This is a genomic window from Microbispora sp. NBRC 16548, from assembly GCF_030268985.1.
GTDB lineage: Bacteria > Actinomycetota > Actinomycetes > Streptosporangiales > Streptosporangiaceae > Microbispora > Microbispora catharanthi.
The window spans coordinates 327,160-350,248 of sequence record NZ_BSSF01000009.1; the positions used below are offsets into that span (position 1 = coordinate 327,160).

The following is a 23,089-nucleotide window of genomic DNA, read 5'->3' on the forward strand; positions in this document are numbered from 1 at the left end:
AAATTGCTGGTGATTCGCTGACCGGTACGTTGCCGAAGCTACAAGCGCCCTGGTCAAGGGGCAAGGGAGAAGCAACTAGAGTGCGCCCCGTGTCACCCGTACGATCGGTAGGGGTATCGAAAGTTGTAGACCCGGTACAACCTCCCGGGCGGCCCTCTTAACGCACCCCTGAACCGGACACATACTCCGAGTCATGTCGATCAGCAGAGCAGCATTCCCGGCCATTTCGATTTCGCCTTTCCGAATCCTCGGAATGTGCGTGACCGAGGCGCGCCCGTCCGTTCTGGCCATCTTCTTCCTGCGGTTCGCCGCCGGCGCGGCCCTGGACGCCGGACTCGCCCCCGCCGACCCGTTCCGCCTGGTGGCGGGGGCTCTGGTGTGGCAGTGCGCGATCTTCTTCGTCTACCTGTTCAACGGCGTGATGGACGTGCGGGAGGACCGCGTGAACGGCTCGCGCCGGCCGATCGCCCGCGGCGACCTCGACCCCGGCCTGGCCCGGGTCATCGCCTGGGCCGCCGCGGCGGCCGCCCTGCTCGGCGCGCTGCTGCTCGGCGGCGCGATGATCTGGCTGGTGACGGCGGTGCTCGCGCTGGGCTACCTCTACTCGGCGCCGCCCTTCCAGCTGAAGAAGTGGTCCAGCGCCACGGTGGTGGTCGGCGGCCTGTCCGGCCTTCTCTCCTACTGCGCGGGCTACACCTCGTGCGGGACCGGCCCCACCGGGCAGGCGGTGATCGCGCTGCCCGCGTTCGCCGTCGCGGCCTCGCTGTGGATGGGCCTGGTCGGCACACCGGCGAAGGACCTGCCCGACATCGCGGGCGACCGCTCCGCCGGGCGCGTGACGTTCGCGGTGAGCCGCGGAGAATGGCCGGTCAGGCTGCTGCTGTCGGCGGTCGCCGCCTCCGTCGCGCTCGCTTTCTGCGCGGTCGCGCTGCTATTGCGGGCGCCGCTCGGCTTGGCGCCGGCCGCGATGCTCACCGGCGCGTCGCTGCTCGTCGTCGTCACTCTTACTCCGCTTTCCCGGGGGTCCCGGGTGCGCCGCCGCCTGCCCTACCGGGCGTTCATGACGACGCAATACGCTGTGCATTTGGCTGTTCTTCTCCCGCTGGTGTCACAATTCTTATTGTCTGGGCGTGCGGCTTAGTCCAGGATGGAGGCACTCGTCCGCTTCCTCTCGGAGGGTCCATTGGCGGGAGATGAAGAACTGGGACCGGCGGTCCCGGACTTCGAGGGTTTCCTCGAAGCACATCGCTCCGAGATTCTGGAAGCGTACGCACGGAACCTGGCGGCACTGAACAGCCCGATCAGCCGCGATCCGATCGCCCTGCGGCAGGCGCTGGCGAACGCGGAGCAGATCCTCGACGACGTCGCGGAGACGCTGCGGGCCGGCAGCATCAGGGTGGGCGACTCCCACAAGATCATCGCGTGGGAGGTGGGGGCGACCAGGGCGGCGAGCGGGGTTCACCCGGACGAGTCGCTCCGCGCGGCGTCGGTGTGGTTCCAGGCGGTCGTGACCTGCCTGCTGGAGCGCATGCCCGGCGACGCCGAGTCCATGCAGCTGCTCACGCTGGTCGTGCTGGGGCTGGAGCGCAGCATCACGACACGGATCAGGGAGGCCTCGGCCAGCTACTCCAGCTTCCTGCTCGACAAGGTCCACGAGGCCCAGGTCGAGGAGCGCCGCCGGATCGCCCGCGAACTGCACGACCGGCTCGGGCACGGCCTCAGCGTCGCCCACCGGCAACTGGAGCTGTACGACCTGCACCGGGCGAGCAAGCCCGCGACGGCGACCGCCAAGGTGGAGACCGCCCAGCAGGCCATCCTGGAGACCATGCAGAACCTGCGCGCGGTCACCAGCGAACTGCACCCGCAGGAGCCGCTCAACAGCCTGGAGAAGGCCCTGCTGTACTACCTCGAGACCGTGGACATGGAGGAGGTGGACATCCGGCTGCGGGTCAGCGGGGACGAGACGTGGGCCTCTCCCACCGTGCGCGACGAGTCCTTCCTCATCCTGCGTGAGGCGACCAGGAACGCGCTCAAGCACGGCAACCCCACCAAGGTGCTGATCCGGGTCGACTTCGCCCCCCACGAGCTGCGAGCGTCGGTGGAAGACGACGGCCTGGGCTTCGCGGAAGGGGGCAGGCGGTCGGACGGGGTGGGCCTGCTGTCGATGCAGGAACGCGCTGCGATCATCGGAGGGACGACCACCATCACGAGCAGGCCAGGCAACGGCACGCACGTCGAACTGTACGTGCCCTTCTCGGGGCTCACCGCATGAGTGAGCGTAGCGAGCGAATCAAGCAACACAGCGCGGTTCGCTCATGCGACCCCGAACCGCCAGGCGAGGGGGCAAAATGAGCGAATCGGACAAAATGATCAGCATTGCCGTCGTCGACGACCACGCGCTGTTCCGGGAGGGCCTGCGCGAGATCCTGGAGGCCCAGGACGACTTCGAGGTCGTCGGCGAGGCGGGCGACTCCGACGGGGCGGTAGCCCTGGTCGAGCGGGAGCGGCCCGACGTGGTCCTCCTCGACGTCGAGATCCCCGGCGACGACGCCACGCAGACCGTGACCCGCATGCGCACGATCTCGCCCGAGTCGCAGATCATCATCCTCAGCATGTACGACGGCCCGCAGTTGCTGAGCCGCCTGCTGGCGGCGGGCATCCGCGGCTACCTGCTCAAGAGCGTGCACCGCCAGGAGCTGATCTCGGCCGTCAGGAGCGTCAGAACCGAGCCCGACCGGCTCGTGCTCGCCGTCTCGCGCGACTCCTTCGCCCAGGTGCAGGGGGGCGGGTCGAAGGTAGTGCTGACCGACAGGGAGCGGGAGATCCTCGAACTCGCCGCCCAGGCGCTGAGCAACTACCAGATCGCCACCCGGCTCACGCTCACCGAGGCGACGATCAAGCGGCACCTGCACAACATCTTCACCAAGCTCGGCGCGGTCTCCCGGATCGACGCGGTCAACAAGGCGCTGGCCGCCTCGCTCATCTCACCGCGCCGCGACCAGCCCGCGCCCCGCCCCCGGCCGAACCCCCCCGGCCTGCGGGGGCAGCGCTCGTTCCCCTGAACCTCAGCCCTCCTCCAGGGGAAACTCAGTCCTCCTCCTCCAAAGGCGGGCAGTTAGTCCTCCTCCAGAGGAAATGCCCTGGCGAGGCGGGCCTTGACCGGCTCGGGCAGCAGGATGCCGGTCGCGGTGAGGTTCATCTCCAGGTGAACCAGGTCGCGCGTGCTCGGCACCGGAACGATGTCGCCGCCCCGCCCCAGCAGCCAGGCGATGGCCAGCCGGCCCATGCCGACGTCCATGTCGGCCGCCACCCGCTGGGCGTCACGCAGCCGCAGCAGCTCGGCTTCCAGGCTCTCCGGGGAGAAACGCGGGTCCAGACGGCGCACGTCCCCCGGGCCGAGCTGGACCGGCGAGGTGATCCGGCCGGTCAGGAAGCCCCGGCCGAGCGGCCTGCCGGCGACGACGCCCATCCCCAGCTCGCGTGCCAACGGCAGCAGCTCCCGCTCCGCCCGGCGCTGCCACAGGGAGTACTCCACCGCGACGGCGGCGACGGGCCGCGCCGCGTGCGCGCGCCGCAACCGGTGCCCGTCCAGCCCGCGGACGCCGATGTGCGCGATCTTCCCGGCGTCCTGGAGACGGCCGGCCACGCCCATCGTCTCCTCGATCGGCGCGCCGGTCGCGCCGGGGTCCACCACGAAGAGGTCGATCCGCTCGATCCCCAGGCGGGCCAGCGACGCGTCGCAGGCTCGGCCGAGGTCCTCGGGACGGGAGACGCAGTCTCGCCCCTCCCATCGGGCCGCACCGTCCCATCGAACCGCACCAGGGCCGGCCGCGATCAGGGCCTCGTCGCGCCGGTGGGCGACGGCCTTGCCGACCAGGCGCTCGGCCTCGCCGTCGGCGTCGATCAGGTCGATCAGCGACACGCCGCCGTCGAGCGCGCGCAGGACGACCCGCATCGCCTCATCGGGGTCGGCCGGGCCGTACGCGCCGGTCAGCGCGGTGCAGCCGAGCCCGAGGCTCGTGGAGACCAGGCCCTGCCCGCCGAGGCTCACGCGCCGCATGACGCCACCCGCGACCCGCGTGGCCGTGACCGTCTGAACGGTTTCGATATCGCTTTGTCATTCACGTGGACACCGCTGGAAGTAATGGAGGTACGAGAAACGCGAGGATGCACCCGATACCACTCAGATTGCACGAGGCGGATTTTCCACCCCTATTTTTCCCTACCGCTGCGGCCGTACGCGCTACAAATCTGGCAAACCATCGGCCAGATATGACGGCATTTCGGCCACGGAACCGCCGAACAGGACGAAGCGGCTTGCCAGGTGGCCCGCGTGGGGGTTGCGGGCGCCGTGCCGGACGCCCGGCGGCGCGAAGACGCCGTCGCCCGGCCCCAGGTCCACCCACCGGTCGTGCAGGTAGAACTGTCCCTCGCCCTCGAAGACGAAGTACACCGCCTCGCTCTCCTCGCGTGGGCGGACGCCGAGCGTCTCCCCCGGCAGCATGATCCCGCAGCGTAGGCAGAGCCCCGCGCAGCCGGCCTCCGGCCGGAACAGGACGTTCGCGGCGGGCGGGGTCAGCCAGGTCTCGCCGTTCCACAGCGAGCGGAACCGGGCCGGGCCGGTGCCGGGCCGGGTGGTGCGGGCCGTGCCGCCCTTGGACGGCACGGCGCTCCAGATGTAGACGGTCATCTCCCGGTCGCCGGCCGACAGGGAGTACGTACTGCCCATGGGCGAGTACAGCGCCGAGGCGGCGCGCATCCGGCTGATCTCGTAGCCGACGGTGCCGACGCCCGCGCCGGCCAGCACGACCGCGATCTGCTCGGCCGCCGCCGCGCCGGGCGGCGACCACTGGCGGCCCGCGGGGATGCGGACGGCGTCGACGGCGGAGTGCCGCGCACCGATGTGCGGGCCGGCCACCGGGCTCACCCAGCAGTCGCCGTGCCGCCGATACTCCAGCTCCGCGCCCCGCAGCACCGCGCCGGTCTCTTGCCTGGTGCCGATCTCTTGCGTGGTCAGGTTCATCGGGTCTCTCCCTGATCACGCCCGCGCGAGTTCGGCGCGGGCGGCGGAGGGGGTGAGGATCGCGTGGTACTGCCAGATGATCACAAGGCCGAAGACGCCGTACAGCGCGGCCATGCCCCACGGCGGAAGGACCGAGCCGATCGTGATGCACAGCGACGCGACGACCAGGGCCACCCGGATGTTGAGGTTGTAGACGGCCATGTAGCGGGTGCGGGACGCGGCCGGGACCATGTCGGCGAGCAGGGCCTGCCGCACCGGCACGTCCATCAGCTCGCCCACGGTGAGCACCAGCGCGGCCACGAGCAGGAGCCAGCCGGTGTCGCTGATGGCCAGCACCATGTATCCGGCGGTGAACAGCCCCGCCCCGGCGTACATCCGGACCCGGTCGGGCACCCGGCGCAGCACCACGTGGGCGACGAGCGCGAGCGCCACGACCAGCACGGTGTTCTCCGCGCGGAGGATGCCGAGCATCTCCACGCCGTCCACGCGGACCGACCACGAGCCGATCGACAGCAGGTCCTGCGCCGGCAGGTCCCTGGCCAGCCGGACGCCGATGTAGTTGATCAGCTGCAGCTCGATGGACATGAACAGCGTGGCGGCCACCAGCAGCCGGCCGAAGGCGCGGTCCTGGAGCACCAGCCGGTAGCCGTTGGCGAAGTCCCGCAGGATCGACCCGCGCGGCTCGGCCGCCGCACCGGTCTCCGCCTGCTCGGCCTCCTCCGGCTTGGTCTCCGCGATGAGGAAGTACGTGGCCGCGGCGATCGCGACCGTGCCCGCGGCGGCCAGGGTCAGCAGCAGCGTGAAGTGGCCGTTGTAGAGGAAGCCGCCGAGCAGCGCGCCGAAGGCCAGCGCGAGGTTGATCGACCAGTAGTTGATCGTGTAGACGAGCTTGCGGCTCTCGGGGGTCGTGACGTCGAGGATCATCGCGTCGTTCGCCGGCATCGCGAAGCTCGCGGCGAACTTGTTGACGAGGTAGCCGCAGTAGACGATCGCCGGGCTGTGCCAGGCGGACGAGTCGGCGACCGCCATGAGCGCGAACGTCAGGCAGACGCCGGTCTCGCCGAGCAGCAGCGTGCGCCGCCGCCCGCGCGCGTCGGACATGTGCCCGCCCGCCAGCGTGCCCACGACGCCGAGCACCATGACGGTCACGACCAGCACGCCCGCGACCGCCACGCCGTACTCGAAGGCGAGGTAGATGGCCATGAACGACATGACCATCGAGTCGAGCAGGCGCTGCAGGAAGCCGACCGCGATGCGGACGCGCAGATTTGGATGGAGGGCGGCCAGGTTCATGACGCCACGCCCGCCCCGGCCGCGACGGGCTCGCCCACCTCGGCTCGTACGAGCGAGTGGACGTGCCGCGCCCGCGCGACGGCCTGCTCCTCGGTCTCCCCGGTCACGACGACGAAGCCGTGCCGGGTGCGCCAGTCCACCGTCTCCGGGATCCGGTCGCCCGGCCGGAACGGGAACTCCAGCATGTCCACGAAGTCGAGAGCCCTGGCCTCCTCCACACCGGAGACGGCGCGGACCTCGCCGGGGGTGAGGCTGAAGTACGAGATGTGGGCGACCGCCCGGCGCTCCACCGTGCCCGGCGCCCTGCCGTCGAGGACCCGGAAGACGGCCCGCTCGATGTCGAGCCCGGTTGCGAGCTGCACCAGGCGCGGGATCTGGTCGCCACCGAGCCGCGCCTGCGACTCGACGATCCGGGGACCGGCGGCGGTCCAGATGATCTCGGTGTGGGCCGGGCCGGTCTGGTAGCCGGTCAGCCGCAGCATCTCGACCGTCAGCTCGGCCATCGCCGCCGTGTCGGGCCCGGCCTGCGCGGGGTGCACGTGCCCGGCCTCGACGAACAGCGGCGGCGGTCCGAGCACCTTGCGGGTCACGCCGACCACCTGGTGGCGGCCGTGGTCGCTGAGCGACTCCACGCTGTATTCGGGGCCGCGCAGGTACTCCTCCACGAGGACCGGGCCGCCGTAGCCGTACGAGTCGAGCAGCGCGCCCCATTCGGCGACCTGGCCGGGCTCGCGCAGCAGGTACACACCCCGGCTGCCGGCCAGCTCGGTCGGCTTGACGACCACGGGCAGCTCGAAGCCGCCGAGCAGGGCGGGCACGTCCTGCCAGCGCGCCGCGTGGGCGAACCGCACGGGCGAGAGATCGTGCTCGGCGAGCAGCCGCCGCAGCTGGAGCTTGTCGTTGAGCAGTTCGATCGAGCGTGCGGGGTTGACCGCCTTGCCGAGGTCCTCCGCGATGCGGTAGGTCGCGAGCATGCTCTCCTCGGCCCCGATGTGGTAGACGAGGTCGGCGCCGAAGTCGCGCACGGCCTGCCGTACGGTCCGGTCGAACGCGACGGGGTCGGCGAAGTCGGTGAGCACGAGGGCGTCGGCCAGGTCGGCGATGCCGGCCAGGTAGTCCGGCGTCTGCAGGGTGGGATCCCAGACCGCGCAGATCCGGTGCCCCTCCTCTCGGGCCTTGATGACGAACGCCCGGTAGGGCATGACCATGACGAGATTGCTCACCGGGATCCTCCCCTCTTGCTGCTGGAAGCGGCTGTGTGTGTAAGTGGGTGCTTTGAGTGGGTGCTTTGAGTGGGTTCTGTGAAGTGGGCCGGTCAGTAGGGCAGCTCGCGGCCGGACGGCGTGCGGAGGTCGGGCGAGTTCGACTGGGGCTTCCTGGTCGGCTTGCTCACGCGGATGCGACGTGCCATCGAAATCCCTCCAAGTCCCGTACGAGCCGTTTCACGGGCCCTCTGACCAGCACGCTGGCACGCGCATATGGCCGCCACAACGGCCGCGCACCCTAATGACCAGGCCGGATGACGGAAGGGGCAGTCGGCCTACAACTTTGGTTACGCCGGAGTGCTACGAAAATTCACACTCGGGCGTAGGCGAAGCTCGGCGCACGGCTCGGCCCGCGCCGCAGATAGGTCCACCAGGTGAGCCCGGCGAGCAGCACGTAGGAACCGATGAAGATCCACAGGGCGGGCAGCGACCACCCCGCGTGCTCCTGGGCGACGCGGGCCGCGGCGGCGCCGGTCACGCCCTTCATCGCGCTCGCCGCGTCGAGGCTCGCCAGGCGGAACACCTGCTGGATCAGGAACCCGCCGAACGCGCCGATCGCCCCGGCGATGCCGATCACGGCCGCGGCCCTGCGCTTGTAGTCCGTCGCGGTCAGCGCCGGGTCGAGGCCGCGTTTGGCCGCCTCCCTGCGTCCCAGCTCGCCGAAGATCACCGGAATCATCCGGTACGTCGAGCCGTTGCCCACGCCGGAGCAGGCGAAGACGACCAGGTAGGCGCAGAAGAACAGGCCGAAGTCGTGGCGGATCACCCCGGCCGCCGCCGCGACGGTCGCCACGACCATCCCGGCGAAGACGGCCAGCGTGACCCGGGCCCCGCCGTACCGGTCGGACAGCCTGCCTCCGAGCGGCCGGGCGACCGACCCGGCCAGCGCCCCCACGAAGCCGAGCCCGGCGAGGTAGTCGCGCACGAACGGATGCTGGGCGAGGAACTCGGGGAACGTCGTCCTGGTCACCAGCGGCAGCGCGAAGGAGAACCCGATGAACGAGCCGAACGTGCCGACGTAGAGCAGCGACACGATCCAGGTCTGCCCGTGCCGCAGCGCCGCCGCGTACGACCGGGGGTCGGCCTTGGCCTCGGCCAAGCTGTCCATGAACAGCCAGGCGCCGAGCCCGGCCACCACGATGAAGGGCATCCAGACCAGGCCGGCGTACGCGAGGTGGACCCGCGTGCCCGACGCCGCCACGGGCACGCCGGCGACGACCACCAGCGGCACCAGGAGCTGGACGACCGCGACGCCGAGGTTGCCGCCGGCCGCGTTGAGGCCGAGCGCGAAGCCCTTGCGCCGCTCGGGATAGAAGAACGAGATGTTGGCCATGGAGGAGGAGAAGTTGCCGCCGCCGACGCCGGCCACGGCGGCGCAGGCGAGCAGGACCCAGAACCTCGTGTCGTGGTCCTGTGCGGCCAGCCAGCCGCTCGGCACGACGAACGCCAGCAGCGACGACGGGACCAGCAGCAGCGCCGCCGACATCGTCGTCCACACGCGGCCGCCGAAGCGCGGCACCGCGAACGTGTACGGGATCCGGATCGCCGCGCCCACCAGGTTGGGCGCGGAGACGAGCCAGAACGACTCCGACACGCTCATCGGCAGCCCGGCGGCGGGCAGGCTCAGCACCACCACCGACCACAGCACCCAGATCGCGAAGCCCAGGTGCTCGGTGAAGACCGAAAGGATCAGGTTGCGCCGGGCCACCCGGCGGCCTGTGGTCTCCCAGAACTCCTCGTCCTCCGGGTTCCAGTGCTCGATCCATCCGCGGCCGCGCCGGGCGGCCGCCCTCGTTCCGCTCATGGGCAACTCCTCGTCAGCGTGGTCGGGTCGGGGTCTCAGGACTGGGCATGCGCGGTCCCCGCGGCTTCGGCCTTCTCCGATTGGGCGAGCCAGCGGGCGATGCCGCACACCGTGTCGGTGCAGGTGCCGCAGCCCGTGGTCGCCCGGGTCGCCGAGGCGAGGGCGGTCAGGTCGCGGGCTCCGGACCGCCACGCGGCGACCAGCTTGTCCTTGCTGACCGCGTTGCAGCGGCACACCACGCTCGCTCCCGGCAGCCCCGCCGCGTTCCCGCCGCCGGGGGCCGCGCCCTCGCCGTACGGCATGGCCCGGCCGAGCAGCAGCGCGAGCCGGTCGGGAGGCACGGGCAGGCCGCGGTCGTAGAACTGGGTGATCGCGGCGGCGGCGTCGGGCACGCCGAGCGCGATGGCTCCCGCGACCCGCTCGTCGCGGACGACGAGCTTGGCGTAGCGGCCCCGGGCCGGCTCGCTCAGCCACAGCACCTCGGCGCGCGGGTCGTCCGGCGCGGCGTGCACGTCGCCGAGCGCGGCCAGGTCCACCCCGCTCGCCTTGAGCCGGGTCACCACCTTTGTGCCGCGGTAGGGCGACCGCGTGCCGGTGAGCAGCGCGGCCAGCGCGGCGGCCTGCTCCCAGGCGGGCTGCACCAGTCCGGGGACCGTGCCGGGATGCCGGGCGCAGTCGCCGATCGCGTGGATCCACGGGTCGCTCGTGCGCAGGTCGTCGTCCACCAGCACGCCGCCTTCGACGTCGAGCCCGGCCGCCCACGCCTGTGCGGTCTGCGGACGCACCCCCGCCGCCACGACGACGAGGTCGGCCTCGACCAGCCGGCCGTCGTCCAGCTTCAGCCCGTCGCCGGGCAGGTAGCGGGCCGCCCGCGAGTTCAGCAGCACCCGCACGCCGAGGCCGCGCAGGACCTGGGCGAGCACCTGGCCCGCGCCGTCGTCGAGCTGGCGCTCCATCAGGTGGCCTCTCGGATGGACGACGGTGACCTCGTTGCCGCGCGCCGCCAGGCCCCTGGCCGCCTCCAGCCCGAGCAGGCCGCCGCCGAGCACGGCCACCCGCACGCCGCCGCGCGCTCCTGCCGCGATCGCGGCGCAGTCGTCCAGCGTGCGGAACGTCGTCACGCCGGGGGCGAGCTCGCCGTCGTCGCCGATCAGCCCCTCGACGGGCGGCACCCACGCGCGGGCGCCGGTGGCCAGCACGAGCACGTCGTAGTCGACCAGCGTGCCGTCGTCGAGCGTGACGCGGCGCCCGTCGCGGTCGATCGAGACGACCTCGCGGCCCCGCCGCACCTCCACGCCGTGCGCGACGGCCCAGCCCTCCTCCTGCAGCCGCACCGACTCGGCGGACATCGCGCCCGCAAGCACGTTGGACAGCAGGACCCGGTTGTACGGCGGGTGCGGCTCGTCCCCGATCGCGACGATCGCGACGCGCTCTCCCGCCGGGTCCCGGCGGCGGATCTCCTCCGCCAGCCGGGCGCCGGCCATGCCGTAGCCGGCGATCACGACCCTGGTTTTCACTGCGCCTCCCGTTCCCCCGCCGGCGACAGCCGTACGGCGCAGACCTTGAATTCGGGCATCCGGCTGACGGGATCGAGCGCCGGATTCGTCACGAGGTTGGCGCGCTGGGCGCCCGGGAAGTGGAACGGCAGGAAGACCACGTCGGGCCGCATCGACGGCACGCAGCGCACCGTCGCGAGGACCCGTCCGCGCCTGCCGACGACCGCCGCCGCCGCGCCGTCGCGCAGCCCGGCCCGGTGGGCGGTGTCCGGGTGCACCTCGACGTACGCCTCGGGCACGGCCGCGCGCAGTTCCTCCACTCGGCGGGTCTGCGCGCCCGACTGGTAGTGCTGGAGCACCCGCCCGGTGATCGCGTACAGGGGGAACTCCTCGTCCGGCGGCTCGGCCGGCCCTTTGTGGTCCACGGCGGCGAACCTGGCCCGCCCGTCGGGATGGGCGAACCGGTCCAGGAACAGCCGCGGCGTCCCCTGATGCCCCGGTGTTCGCGGCACCGGCCAGTGGAGTCGTTCCCCGGCGCGCAGCCGGTCCCAGGTCACGCCCGAGTAGTCGGCGGGACCGCCCTCCGACGCGGCCCGCAGCTCGGTCAAGACCGTCTCGGGGTCGGTGGGGAAGCGCTCGGGCGGCTGCCCGAGCCGTACGGCCAGGTCGTGCAGGACCTCCAGGTCGGTGCGCACCCCGGGCGGCGGGGCCAGCGCGCGGCGGCGCAGCAGCACACGTCCTTCGAGGTTGGTCAGCGTGCCGTCCTCCTCGGCCCACTGGGTGATCGGCAGCACCACGTCGGCGGCCCTGGCGGTCTCCGACAGCACGATGTCGGCGACCACGAGAAGGTCGAGCGCGGCCAGCCGGTCGGCCACCCGGGCCGAATGCGGCGCCGACACGACCGGGTTGCTGCCGAAGACCAGCAGCGCGGACGGGCCGTCCGGAGTGCCGAGCGCGTCGAGCAGTTCGAACGCCGACCGTCCCGGGCCGGGCAACGCGGACGGCTCGACCCCCCACACCCGTGCCACGTGCGCGCGGGCCGCGGGGTCGTCGATCCGCCGGTAGCCGGGCAGCTGGTCGGCCTTCTGCCCGTGCTCGCGCCCGCCCTGCCCGTTGCCCTGGCCGGTCAGGCAGCCCCAGCCCGAGCCCAGGCGGCCGGGCAGGCCCAGCGCGAGCGCCAGGTTGATCCAGGCCCCGACCGTGTCCACGCCGGTGGCGTGCTGCTCCGCCCCCCGGGCGGTCAGCACATAGGCGCTCGCGGCCTCGGCCAGGATCGCGGCGGCCCTGCGCTGGTCGGCGGCGGCGACGCCGGTCACCCGCTCCACCCGCTCGGGCCACCAGGCGGCGGCCACCCGCCATGCCTCCTCGAAGCCCGTCGTCCGGCCGGCGACGTACGCCTGGTCGAGACGGCCGTCGGCCACGGCGGCGTGGAGGATGCCGAGCGCCAGCGCGAGGTCGGTGCCCGGGGCCGGCGCGAGGTGCAGCGCGGCACGCTCGGCCGTGGGGGTGCGCCGGGGATCGACCACGATCAGCCCCCCGGCGTCCATGGCGCGGCGCAGGTGGGACAGGAACGGCGGCATCGTCTCGGCCGGGTTGGCCCCGGCGAGCAGCACCGCGTCCGCGCCCTCCAGGTCGGCCAGGGGGAACGGCAGCCCCCGGTCGAGGCCGAAGGCGCGGTGCGCCGCGGCCGCCGCGGACGACATGCAGAACCTGCCGTTGTAGTCCACCTGGGAGGTGCCGAGCGCCACCCGGGCGAACTTGCCGAGCAGATACGCCTTCTCGTTGGTGAGCCCGCCGCCGCCGAAGACCGCGACGGCGTCCGGCCCGCGCTCCGCGGCGATCTCCTTGATCCTGCGGGCGACCAGGCCGAGGGCCTCGTCCCAGCTCGCCGGGCGCAGGGTCCCGCCGTCCCGGACGAGCGGCGTGGTGAGCCGGGCCGGCGAGCCGAGCAGGGCCGCGGCGGTCCAGCCCTTCTGGCACAGTCCGCCCGCGGACGGGTCGCGGGGCCGCACCCGCACCGAGGCGCGGCCCGCCGGGCTGAGGGTCATGCCGCACTGCAAGGCGCAGTACGGGCAGTGAGTGTCGACGGCGGTGCCGTCGGCACCGACAGCGGCGTCCGCCGGGCGCGTGCTCGTCGCCGCGCGCATCGCTCCACCTCCTCGACCGGCACTCGTACGCAGCCGGGCCGGGCTAGACGACGTCGGGGGTGAGGGCGTCGTGGATCTCGGAGTAGTCGGCGGCCGGGGCCGGGGCCAGCCGGCGGCCGACGCCGAGCGAGAGCATCTCCAGCCGGCTCATCAGCCGGGCGAAGTCCTCGGGGAGCAGCGCCTGCTTGCCGTCGCACAGCGCCTGCTCGGGCTGGACGTGCACGTCGATCAGCAGGGCGTCCGCGCCCGCCGCCACGGCGGCCAGCGTGAGCGGCTCGATGAGCTCGGGGATGCCGAGGGAGTGGCTGGGGTCGACCATCACCGGCAGGTGGGTGCGCCGCTTGAGCAGCGCCACCGCCGACAGGTCGAGCGTGAAGCGGGTGGCCCCCTCGAACGTCCTGATCCCCCGCTCGCACAGCACGAGCTGGTCGTTGCCCTCGGCGAGGATGTACTCGGCGGCGGTGAGCAGCTCGTCGACCGTGCAGCCGAAGCCGCGCTTGAGCACGGCCGGCATGCCGCTGCGGCCCACCTCGGTCAGCAGCTCGAAGTTCTGCATGTTGCGGGTGCCGATCTGGAAGCCGTCGACCACCTCGGCCATCCGGTCGACGTGCCGGGGGTCGACCACCTCGGTGAGGATCGGCAGGCCGGTCTCCTCCCTGGCCTGCACCAGCAGGTCCAGGCCCGCCCACTTGAGGCCCTGGAAGGAGTACGGCGTGGTGCGCGGCTTGAACGCGCCGCCGCGCAGGCCGACCGCGCCGTGCCGGGCGACGGCCCTGGCCGTGGACATCATCTGCCCGGGGTTCTCGACCGCGCAGGGTCCGGCGAAGACGGCGATGTCCCCGTCCCCGACCACGGCGGAGCCGATGGTCACGGCCGTGCCCGAGGGGAACAGCTCGCGCCGGCCGAGCCGGAAGCCGCCGCTCGCCCGTGCCGTCTGCCGGGGCCGGGGCAGGTCGGCCGGGAGGGGCAGCAGGGTGCCGGGCCCCTGGGCCACCATCACGTCCGCCCCGCCCAGCCGGTACGTCGTGACCGTGGTGCCGGTGGAGTCGAAGTGCTGGGCCCACCCTTCGATGCCGGACGGGTCGATCGTCGAGTCGAACACCAGCAACAGCTCGGCGTCAGTCATGGGAATTCTCCACATCCGTGTGGTCGGGTCTTCGTGGCGTCGGGGCGGCAGTGTCGTCTGCGTGTGCGCCGCCGGGCCGGGCCTGGGGGGGAACCTCCGGCCCGGCGGCGCGGATCGGGTGCGGATCGCCGTTGATCCGCGTGCGGATCGCGGGAATCGGGGGGCGTCGGCGGGGCGGGATCAGACGAAGACGTCGGTGAGGATCGTGCCGAGCGACTTGCCGCCGTTCTCGCGGATGTAGGTGGACAGCGAGCTGTACTTCTCCCGCAGCCGGCGCTTGAGGACCTTGCCGGTGACACCGACCGGGAAGTCCTCCTCGTTGCGCGCGACCTCCAGCATGGTCAGCTCGGGGTGACCGGCGGCCTTCAGCTTCTCGTTGGCCTCGTTGAGCAGCCTCTGCGCGTCCGGCCTGGCGGCGCTGGACGTCACGACCGCCACCGGGACCGTGCGGCCGCGGTGGATGCCCGCCACCACGGCGCAGTCGAGGACCTCGGGCAGGTCGTTGAGCAGCAGCTCCTCCATGAAGACCGAGTAGCCGGTGCCGCTCGGGGTCTCGATCGCGTCCACCGCCCGGTCGACCTGGAAGTAGTTGCCCGCCTCGTCGCGGTAGGCCATGTCCCCGGTCAGCCAGTAGCCCGACAGCTTGCTGCGGTAGGTGGTGTCGGAGTCGCTCCAGTATCCGGCGGTGATCGCCGGGCCCTTCGCGCCGAGCAGCCCGACCTCGTTGACGTCGGCGATCGTGCCGTCCCTGCGCAGCACGGCGACCTCGGCGACGCCGACCGGCTTGCCCACGCACCGGTCGTTGCGCTCGTCGGCCAGCGTGCGGACCTTCAGCAGCACGCCCCAGCCCAGCTCGGTGGTGCCGAGGCGGTCGAAGAACGCGGCCGGCGGCAGCGACGGGTCGCGCTTGGCCAGAATTCCCTTGATGTGCTTCTCGTGGACCGCGTCGCCGATGGAGATCCAGACGTTGACGGAGTCGATCGCCCCGGCCGGCAGGTCCGCGCCCGCCAGCTCGGCGTACGCGTGGCCGAAGGCCATGACGGTCGTCGGGCGGTACTTCTCGACGGCCTCGGCCAGCTCGGGGCCGCTGGTGTCGTACCAGGGCACGATGGGCGTGCCGCCCAGCACGGCGTACGTCGTGTAGGCGATGCAGCCGAGGTGCGACTGCGGCAGCGCGGTCATCATCACGGCGCCCGGCTGCTCGTGGTGGTCCACGAGGCGGAAGCGCGGCCCGGCCACGCACGAGCGGTGGGTCTGGATGACAGGCTTGGGCCGCCCGGTGGTGCCGGAGGAGTGCAGGATCGAGACCGGGTCCTCACCGACGTGGCGGAAGCGGGCCTCCTGCGGCAGCACGGCCGGCGGGGGCGCGGGCAGCTCCTCGGCCACCTGCGTCCACCGCAGGCCGGGCAGCAGGTGGAACTCCTCGCCGAGGATCTCCAGGTGGGCGAGGTCGGTGTACATGCCGACCGGGTTGGTCTGGCGGCACAGCTCGGTGGCGATGTAGCGCGACGCCTTGCTGTTGACCAGCACCGCCACCGCGCCGATCTGGGACAGCGCGTAGAAGTGCAGGGAGTAGGCGAAGGAGTCCTCCAGGTAGATGGCCACGCGGTCGCGGGGCCGCACACCCTGGCGCAGGTACCACACCGACCAGCTCTGGGCCAGCTCGTCCAGATCGAGCAGGCTGAACTCGGTCTGCTGCTCACCCTTGGTGTTGGTGAGCGGCCGGCCGAGGTGGATGAACGGCAGCTCCGGGTGCGGGTTGGCCTCGATGGCCTTCGTCAGCAGGTTGCCGCCGCCGAGGTCCGGGTCCGCGGCGAACCTGGCGCGCTGCTCCGGCGTGAGGACGGTCTCGTGGGAGATGGAGATGGTCATCGATCTCACCTTTCAGTCGTGACGGGAGGTGAAGTGCTCGTGGTGGGGCTGGGCTCGTACGGGGCCAGGGGGTGCTCGTAGGAGGGCAGTGCGCCGAACATCTCGGCGCAGGTGTCGCGGTAGAAGCCGAGGTCGGGGCCGAGGAGGTCGCGCAGCCCGCCCAGGGCCGCCGCGAACTCCGCCTCCCCGGCCGCCCGGCCGTCGAGGAGGCCGGCGAGTGTGCGTACGCCTTCTGCCAGCGCCTCGCGGGCGGCGGCGGCCTGCGGGTTGGCCGACTGGACGTCCCAGTAGACCTCCGGGGTGCCCGAGGCGATCCGGGCCAGCAGTGCGAGCATCGTGGCGTGCGGCGGCGGGGCGACCGCGGCCAGTTCGGCGACGCCGACGCCGAGGCGGGCCAGGGCGAGCCCGAACGACAGCACCGCCGCGTGGGTGAGCGCCTGGGTCGCCGCGGCCAGCCGGTCGTGCTCGTGCGCGCCGAGCCGTACGGCACGGCCGCCCCAGCTTTCGACCAGCCGCAGCAGCGCCCTCGTGCGGGGACCGTCGTGGATCACGACGGCGGCGACCGGCCGTCCCGCGAAGCCGAGCGACGGGGCGAACATCGGGTTGAGACCGGCCGCCTCGACGTCCCCGGCGTGCGCCAGGATCTCGTCGGCGATCGGGCCCTTGACCGAGAGCGTGTCGGCGAGCAGCGCGCCCGGCCGCATCGCCGCGGCCACCTGCTTCACCGCCGCCAGCGCCACCTGCTCGGGCACCGCGAGCAGAACGAGGTCGGCCCGCCCGATCTCCTCGCGGAGATCGGGCCCGATGTCCGTGATGTCGCCGCGCAGGAACCTCGCCTCGCCGGACCCTGTCCTCTCGGCCGGCCCGCCGGACCCTGTCTTCTCGGCCGGCCCGCCGGGCAGTGCCTCCCCGGCGCCGGGGTCGACGACGAGCACCTCGGCGCCGGACCGCAGCAGGTGCTCGGCGAACAGGCCGCCCACGGCGCCCGCGCCGCCGACGACGACGCAGCGCCGCAGCAGGTCCGTCGTGTGGTCCCCGCGGGTCATCGTCAGGCCCCCACGGTCTGGGCCGCGGTGGCCAGCACCGCGGTGATCATGGCGCGGGACTTGACGACGGTCTCCTCGAACTCCTCCTCGGGGTCCGACAGGGCCACGATCGCGCCGCCGACGCCGAAGCTGACCCGGTCCCCGGTGGCGACCAGGGTGCGGATGATGATGCTGAGGTCGGTGGCCCCGCCCAGGGAGAACCAGCCGAGCGCGCCGGAGTAGGCGCCGCGCGGGCCCTCCTCCAGGCGGTCGATGATCTCCATCGTGCGGATCTTGGGAGCGCCCGTCATCGACCCGCCGGGGAAGGCGGCCCGCACACAGCTCACCACCGACTCCTCCGGGCGCAGCGTGCCGCGGATCGTGGAGACGAGCTGGTGCACCGGAGCGTACGTCTCGACGTGGAAGAGCCGGGGCACGTGCACCGACCCGACCTCGCAGACCGTGTTCAGGTCGTTGCGGATCAAGTCGACGATCATGAGGTTCTCGGCGCGGTCCTTCTCCCTGCTGAGCAGGTCGTGGCGGAGCGCCTCGTCCTCCTCCGGGGTCGCGCCGCGCGGCCGGGTGCCCTTGATCGGCTTGGACTCGGCGACCCGGTCGGGGCCGATCGTCATGAACCGCTCGGGCGAGGCGCTGAGCACCGCGACGTCGGGGAAGTCGAGCAGCGCGCCGTACGGCACCGGGCTGATCGTCCGCAGGTGGCTGTAGGTCCGCAGCGGGTCGATCTCGGCGCGGACGGTGACGGCGTTGGTGAGGCAGATCTCGTAGGACTCGCCGTGGTAGATCTCCTCCAGGCACTCGCCGATCCGGCTGAGGTAGCCCTGCTTGTCGTGCCGCATCTCCACCGCGCCGGCGATCGCCGGGTCGGTCATGCCGACCCCCGCGAACGCGACCGGCTCGGCCGGCTCGTGCCTGGGCAGGGAGAACAGCCGCGCCGCGGCCTCGTCCAGCCAGGCGAGCGTGCCGCCGTCCGTGTCCCCGTCCGCGCTTGTGGTCAGCGCGAGCAGGTAGCAGACGCCCTCCACGTCGTCGAGCACGAGCATCCGGTCGGCGAACAGCAGCGCCGCGTCGGGCTCCTCGGCCTGGTGCGCGGCCTGGCCGCCCGCCTCGGCCTTGAGCTCGTAGCCCAGGTAGCCGACGTACCCGAGGTTGAAGTCGAACGGCAGGCCCTCGGGCGTCGGCACGGCACGCTCACGCAGCTGCTCGTCCAGGTACTCGAAGAACGGCTGCTCGATGCGCTGCCGCGACCCGTCGGCCCGGCCTACGGTGACCGTTCCCTCCGCCACCCGGTAGGTGACGTACTCGGCGAGCGGGCCGGAGCCGTCGCCCATGAACGAGAACCGCGACAGGCCCTCGATCACCGAGCTGCTGTCGAGCCAGAAGCCGTGCTCCTTGCCCGCGAACAGCTCCCGGTAGGCGGTCTCCGCGTCCGGCAGCAGCGGCAGCCTGCGCACGTGCACCCGGTAGGGCGAGCGGGCGGCGGCGGCGCGCTCCTCCCTGGCCTGGCGGTGGGCCAGCGCGAGGTCGCGGAAGTTGGCCAGCAGCTCGCGGCCGTGCTCGCTGCTGATCGACTCGGGGTGGAACTGGACGCCCCAGATGGGCTCGGTGCGGTGCCGGACCCCCATGACGACGCCGTCGTCGGTCCAGGCCACGGCCTCCAGCTCGTCCGGCAGGTCGGTGGCGGCCAGCGAGTGGTAGCGCACGACCGAGAACGGCGAGGGCAGGCCGGCGAAGATGTCGGCGCCGGTGTGGCGCACCTGCGAGACGCGGCCGTGCATCGGCTGCGGCGCGTGGGTGACGGTCCCGCCGAAAAGGTGGCAGATGCCCTGGTGGCCGAGGCAGACGCCGAGCACGGGCAGCCCGCTCTCGCGGATGGCCCGCGCACTCACGCCGAAGTCGCGGGCCCGCTCGGGCCGGCCAGGACCAGGGGAGATCACGACGCTGTCGAACTCGTGGATCGGCACCTGGGACCAGTCGGCGTCGTTGCGCACCACGACCGGCGGCTGCCCGTTCACCTCACCCAGGAGCTGGTAGAGGTTGTAGGTGAACGAGTCGTAATTGTCGATCAGGATCGTTCTCATTCCGGGGTTCCTCCAAGCCGTGTCGGAATAACCGGGTGAGCCGCCGGCGCCGCGTTCACCGAGCGGCGACATCGCCGATCACCAGGTCCTCGACCCTGCAGGTCTCCGCGATGACGAGTTCGTAGAGGCGGCGCAGGAAGTCGGGGTCGATTCCGTGGTCCTGCGCGTATCGGGCGGCCCGCCGCTGCACGATGCCGATGCGGTGGGGCTGCATCATCGGGACGTTGTGCTCACGCTTGAAATGCGCGATTTCCACGCAGCACTCGATGCGCCTGCGCAGTGTGTCGAGCAGCGACTCGTCGATACGGTCGAGCGAGGCCCGCAGCGTCTCCAGACCGTCTTCTCCGGCGCCGTTGCCAGCCATGTGAACAGCCCTCCAATCGGGGGTGCACGGGTGTTCCGGCCCTGTCGGGCTAATTCAGGATTCGATCCGGCGCACATTTCTCACAACCCCTAACGGCCCCACAGCACAGCCGGACAATCCGGGATGACCTCGGACTTCTCGGCACCCCCGAGGCCGCGCGGACGAAGGGCGGCCGGCGACCCCGATCCACCCCTATCGGGTAACGGCTCATCCCGAATGATCGGGAAATATGGTTGACCGTCCGAAAATGGCGGAACTAATCTCCGTTCGTGCGAAGTGCCTGTGAGCACGTGCGAGAAACGGCGGTGACGAAAGTGAAACCTCGAGCATTCGTACTTACCGGATCATTCCTGGTGATCTGCCGGGCCCCTCTTTATCTGCGCGAACTGTCCCGCCGGGGGCTGCGGATCCTCGTGGTCACGCCGGCCTCCTGGCGGGAGCAGGCCCTGGCCCAGATGCGCGATCCCGCGCACCCCGCCTCGGTCATCGAGGAGATCGCCTTCACCGACGGCGACGTCAACACGGACAACTCGTTCACCGCCGGCGTGATCTCCGGCGTACGGGCGTGGCGGGACCGCTACGACATCGCCGGCGTCTACGCGGTCGGCGAGACGCTGGTCGAGCCGACCGGCCTGCTCGCCGACGCCCTGGGGCTGCCCTCCCCCGGCCTGCGGGCCACCCGCGCCTGCCGCAGCAAATACCTCCAGCGGTGGTATCTGCCGGAGTTCAGCCCGGCCTCGGTGGTCGTCCCCCCGGCCGCGCGCGCGACGTTCACCGCCGCCGACGTGTCGTTCCCCGCCGTGGTCAAGCCCGCGAGCCGGCACTCCAGCTCGGGCGTGGAGACCGTGCGCGATCCGGCCGAGCTGCGCGCCCAGCTCGACGCGTACCTGCCGCACGAGACGGTGCTGGTGGAGGAGAAGGTGGCGGGCCAGGAGTTCTCCGTGGAGAGCCTGGTGCAGGACGGCCAGGTCGTCTTCGCCTCGGTGACCCGCAAGGAGACGACCGAGTCGGGCACCCGCACCTTCGTCGAGCTGTCCCACTCGGTCCCGAACGAGCTCGACGGCGTGAACGAGATCATCCTCGACGCCAACCGGCGCATGCTCGAACGGCTGGCCTTCGGATGCGGCATCGCGCACGCCGAATGGCGCGTGGACGACACCGGCCGGGCCTACCTGATGGAGGTGGCCGCGCGCACCCCCGGCGACGGCCTGTCGATCCTCTACTCGCTCGCGACCGGCGCCCCGATGGAGCCGGAGATCATCCGCATCGCCCTCGGGGAGCCCGCGGCCTACCCCGCGCCGCGCCGGTACGCCCGGCAGGTCTACCTGGAGCACGAGCCCGGACTGCTCGGCGACGTGACGGTGGACTGGCCGGGGATCTCACCGGCCTGGGTCGGCGAGGGCGGCCTGTGGCCCGAGATCGCGCCCGGCGCCCCGGACGACCCGCCCACCCTGCGCGCCGTGCTCGTGCTCAAGGATCGGGGCGCCGAGCTCGGGCCGCTGCACAGCTCGGACGACCGCGCCGTGACGTTCCTCATCGACGCGCCCACCCCGGCCGAGCTGGACGAACTCGAAATGCGCGTACGGCACGCCGTGCGGATCCACACGCTCGAGCCCGCCGGCGCCCGGATGTGACGATGATCTCAGTATCGCCGGGCCAGTGGGGGTGTCTTCAGCCTAGGATGAAGACACCCCCGGCGGCGGTGGCGAGGCCGGGGCCGAAGGCAGCCGCCGGCGTGTGGGCGCCGGGCTCGCCTTCGCCGCGAGCGAGCCGCGCCGCGGCTTCGGCGGCGACGTCGGCGGTGAAGTCCATGCCGTCGTCGGCGCGCAACCATCCTTCGCGACTGGTGCCGTCGGGCCACGTGACGACGGCGTGTCCCCAGGAGTGTCGCCGGGGGCGGGGGGCGGCCTTGACCGGGATGCGGGCCATCCGTCGGACGGCGAGACGACGCAGCGCCGGAATGGCCAGCAGGATCCCGAGGAGGGGGAGCACCGCCCGGACGGCTGGGGCGGCCGGGGCCAGGGCGGAGGTGACGGTCACGCTCGGCGCTCCGCTCGCCCGCTGCGCGGCGAGGAGCTCGCCCGAGGGCATGCCCGCGGACTTCACCGTCTGCCCGTCGGGGAGGGCGAGCTTCTGCGGGTCCGCGCCGAGCCGGGTCTTGACCAGGCGGCCGTCGCTGTAGCGGCGCCCGCCGGTGGTCAGCACGTCGACGATGGAGGCGGCGTAAGCGCCCATCACTCCGCCCGGCATGGCCACCGAGCCCAGGGCGTCGACACGTACGCGGCTGGGTGTGGGATGGTCTTCGCACAGTTTGACGACGACGGCCTCGGTCGCCAGAACGCCGAACCCGGCGCCGGTCACGAGGACGCTGCCCGCCGTGGCCGCCTCCTGGTGCAAGGCGAGCAGCCGGGAGACAGCGGTCAGGTCGGCGGCCAGGTCCACGTAGTGCCCGCCCGGCATGCAGGCGCGGGCGATCAGCAGGGCGGTTTCCGCATACGCGCCGATGGCGTTGACCACCACGGCCGGCCGCCGTCGCGCGATTTCGGCCGCGATGCGTTCCGTGGTGCCGGCGACGACGACCTTCACGTCATCGCCGGGGCCGAGATCCGCTTGGGCCTTTTCCAGACGTTCGCGGTCGCGTCCGACCAGCACGAGCGGGACCCCTTGTGTGGCGAGGCGTGCGGCGACGGCGGCGCCGATACGGCCCGTGGCTCCCAGGATCCATACCTCGCCGGTCCGCGCGCCGCTCATTGCGTGGGTCACGGGACTCCTTCCCGCGCGCTGGCCCTCCAGGTGGAGCCCCGGGGTAGACCCGGGGGCAATCCGTGGAGGCCGGCGCGACGTGATGTCTCAGTGTGTCATCACTGAGGTTAGCACTGACGACTCACTGAGACATCACTTGATATCGTCGGACCATGGCGAGATGGGATCCCGGAACGCAAGAGCGTCTCATCAAGGCCGCGCTGGAGCTTTACGCGGAGCACGGCTACGACAACGTGACCGTGACACAGATCGCGGAGCGCGCCGGAATCACCCGGCGCTCATACTTCCGGTATTTCCCCGACAAGCGTGAGGTCCTGTTCGCGGGCTCAGAGCGGCTGCCCCCCGCAGTGAACGAGGCCGTCCTCGCCGCCGCCGAGGCCGCGTCCCCCCTGTCCACGACCCTCGACGCCCTCGCCGGTGTCGGCGCCCGGCTCGTCGAACAGGTCAGGCACGCCGCGGAGCGCCGCTCCGTCATCGACGCCAGTGCGGAGCTCCAGGAACGCGAGCGCACCAAGACCGCCGCTGTCACCGCCGCGATCCGCGAAGCGCTCAAGCAGCGCGGCGTGGAACACAGCAGGGCGAAGCTGGTGGCGCAGATCGCCACGATGGTCCTCCAGGACGCCTTCGACCGCTGGATCGACGCGAACGAGCGCACGGACTTCGCGTCCTGCCTTCGAACAGCCGCCGCGTCGCTCCGGGAGACGGTAGCCGCGGACATCGAGACCGGGCACCCCGTCTGAGGCCCGGCCTTGCATGGGCGAAGTGTCGCCGTCCTAGCGGATTGCGGCGCTTATATATGCGGCTATATGACG

At 72.1% G+C, this 23,089-nt stretch carries 18 protein-coding genes; 5 read left to right on the forward strand and 13 right to left on the reverse strand.

What is annotated here, in order from left to right; genetic code table 11:
• Positions 1-259 precede the first annotated feature (259 nt).
• From QSK36_RS26005 to QSK36_RS26015, 3 genes are all read left to right on the forward strand, one after another.
• Positions 260-1,141: a UbiA family prenyltransferase gene (locus QSK36_RS26005; RefSeq protein WP_182900637.1), complete on the forward strand. Its 882-nt coding sequence runs from the start codon at positions 260-262 to the stop codon at positions 1,139-1,141.
• A 42-nt stretch (positions 1,142-1,183) separates the two neighbouring features.
• Positions 1,184-2,272 (forward strand): sensor histidine kinase, encoded by a 1,089-nt coding sequence (locus tag QSK36_RS26010; RefSeq protein ID WP_183543402.1) that lies wholly within the window; start codon positions 1,184-1,186, stop codon positions 2,270-2,272.
• A gap of 94 nt (positions 2,273-2,366) precedes the next feature.
• Positions 2,367-3,062 (forward strand): response regulator transcription factor, encoded by a 696-nt coding sequence (locus tag QSK36_RS26015; protein WP_225898814.1) that lies wholly within the window; start codon positions 2,367-2,369, stop codon positions 3,060-3,062.
• Between the two features lie 53 nt (positions 3,063-3,115).
• Here the strand turns inward: QSK36_RS26015 and QSK36_RS26020 are convergent, their stop codons facing one another.
• The 12 genes from QSK36_RS26020 to QSK36_RS26075 all read right to left on the reverse strand — a co-directional run bounded on the left by QSK36_RS26020 (position 3,116) and on the right by QSK36_RS26075 (position 19,514).
• The gene (locus tag QSK36_RS26020; RefSeq protein ID WP_183543400.1) at positions 3,116-4,060 is read right to left on the reverse strand and encodes an aldo/keto reductase; all 945 of its coding nucleotides are present in this window, start codon (positions 4,058-4,060) and stop codon (positions 3,116-3,118) included.
• Between the two features lie 183 nt (positions 4,061-4,243).
• The gene (locus QSK36_RS26025) at positions 4,244-5,023 is read right to left on the reverse strand and encodes a cupin domain-containing protein (protein ID WP_285784201.1); all 780 of its coding nucleotides are present in this window, start codon (positions 5,021-5,023) and stop codon (positions 4,244-4,246) included.
• 15 nt (positions 5,024-5,038) lie between these two features.
• Positions 5,039-6,316: an MFS transporter gene (locus QSK36_RS26030; RefSeq protein WP_285784202.1), complete on the reverse strand. Its 1,278-nt coding sequence runs from the start codon at positions 6,314-6,316 to the stop codon at positions 5,039-5,041.
• Complete coding sequence (locus tag QSK36_RS26035) at positions 6,313-7,539, reverse strand: ATP-grasp domain-containing protein (RefSeq protein WP_183543396.1); 1,227 nt, start codon at positions 7,537-7,539, stop codon at positions 6,313-6,315. Before QSK36_RS26035 ends, QSK36_RS26030 begins: the two co-directional genes overlap by 4 nt.
• Positions 7,540-7,891: 352 nt before the next feature.
• On the reverse strand, positions 7,892-9,385 hold the full coding sequence (locus QSK36_RS26040) for an MFS transporter (RefSeq protein WP_183543394.1): 1,494 nt from the start codon (positions 9,383-9,385) through the stop codon (positions 7,892-7,894).
• 35 nt (positions 9,386-9,420) lie between these two features.
• The gene (locus QSK36_RS26045) at positions 9,421-10,902 is read right to left on the reverse strand and encodes an FAD-dependent oxidoreductase (protein WP_285784203.1); all 1,482 of its coding nucleotides are present in this window, start codon (positions 10,900-10,902) and stop codon (positions 9,421-9,423) included.
• Complete coding sequence (locus QSK36_RS26050; RefSeq protein WP_285784204.1) at positions 10,899-13,028, reverse strand: molybdopterin oxidoreductase family protein; 2,130 nt, start codon at positions 13,026-13,028, stop codon at positions 10,899-10,901. Before QSK36_RS26050 ends, QSK36_RS26045 begins: the two co-directional genes overlap by 4 nt.
• A gap of 43 nt (positions 13,029-13,071) precedes the next feature.
• Positions 13,072-14,154: a 3-deoxy-7-phosphoheptulonate synthase gene (gene aroF / locus QSK36_RS26055; protein WP_183543388.1), complete on the reverse strand. Its 1,083-nt coding sequence runs from the start codon at positions 14,152-14,154 to the stop codon at positions 13,072-13,074.
• A 180-nt stretch (positions 14,155-14,334) separates the two neighbouring features.
• Positions 14,335-16,026 carry a class I adenylate-forming enzyme family protein gene (locus tag QSK36_RS26060; RefSeq protein ID WP_183543386.1) on the reverse strand — a complete coding sequence of 564 codons (1,692 nt, stop codon included), beginning with the start codon at positions 16,024-16,026 and terminating at the stop codon, positions 14,335-14,337.
• Between the two features lie 5 nt (positions 16,027-16,031).
• A complete protein-coding gene (locus tag QSK36_RS26065) occupies positions 16,032-17,072 on the reverse strand; it encodes a prephenate dehydrogenase/arogenate dehydrogenase family protein (protein WP_285784205.1) in 1,041 nt (346 codons plus the stop codon).
• Between the two features lie 2 nt (positions 17,073-17,074).
• Positions 17,075-19,150 (reverse strand): aminodeoxychorismate synthase component I, encoded by a 2,076-nt coding sequence (gene pabB, locus QSK36_RS26070; protein WP_285784206.1) that lies wholly within the window; start codon positions 19,148-19,150, stop codon positions 17,075-17,077.
• A gap of 55 nt (positions 19,151-19,205) precedes the next feature.
• The gene (locus QSK36_RS26075; RefSeq protein ID WP_030509683.1) at positions 19,206-19,514 is read right to left on the reverse strand and encodes a chorismate mutase family protein; all 309 of its coding nucleotides are present in this window, start codon (positions 19,512-19,514) and stop codon (positions 19,206-19,208) included.
• Between the two features lie 353 nt (positions 19,515-19,867).
• On the opposite strand from QSK36_RS26075, the gene QSK36_RS26080 reads away from it, so the two are divergent.
• On the forward strand, positions 19,868-21,148 hold the full coding sequence (locus QSK36_RS26080) for an ATP-grasp domain-containing protein (RefSeq protein WP_285784207.1): 1,281 nt from the start codon (positions 19,868-19,870) through the stop codon (positions 21,146-21,148).
• A 37-nt stretch (positions 21,149-21,185) separates the two neighbouring features.
• On the opposite strand, the gene QSK36_RS26085 is transcribed toward QSK36_RS26080, so the two are convergent.
• Positions 21,186-22,277: a saccharopine dehydrogenase family protein gene (locus QSK36_RS26085; RefSeq protein WP_285784208.1), complete on the reverse strand. Its 1,092-nt coding sequence runs from the start codon at positions 22,275-22,277 to the stop codon at positions 21,186-21,188.
• 152 nt (positions 22,278-22,429) lie between these two features.
• Here QSK36_RS26085 and QSK36_RS26090 point away from each other — a divergent pair, with 152 nt between their 5' ends.
• Complete coding sequence (locus tag QSK36_RS26090) at positions 22,430-23,017, forward strand: TetR/AcrR family transcriptional regulator (RefSeq protein ID WP_285784209.1); 588 nt, start codon at positions 22,430-22,432, stop codon at positions 23,015-23,017.
• Positions 23,018-23,089: the final 72 nt, after the last annotated feature.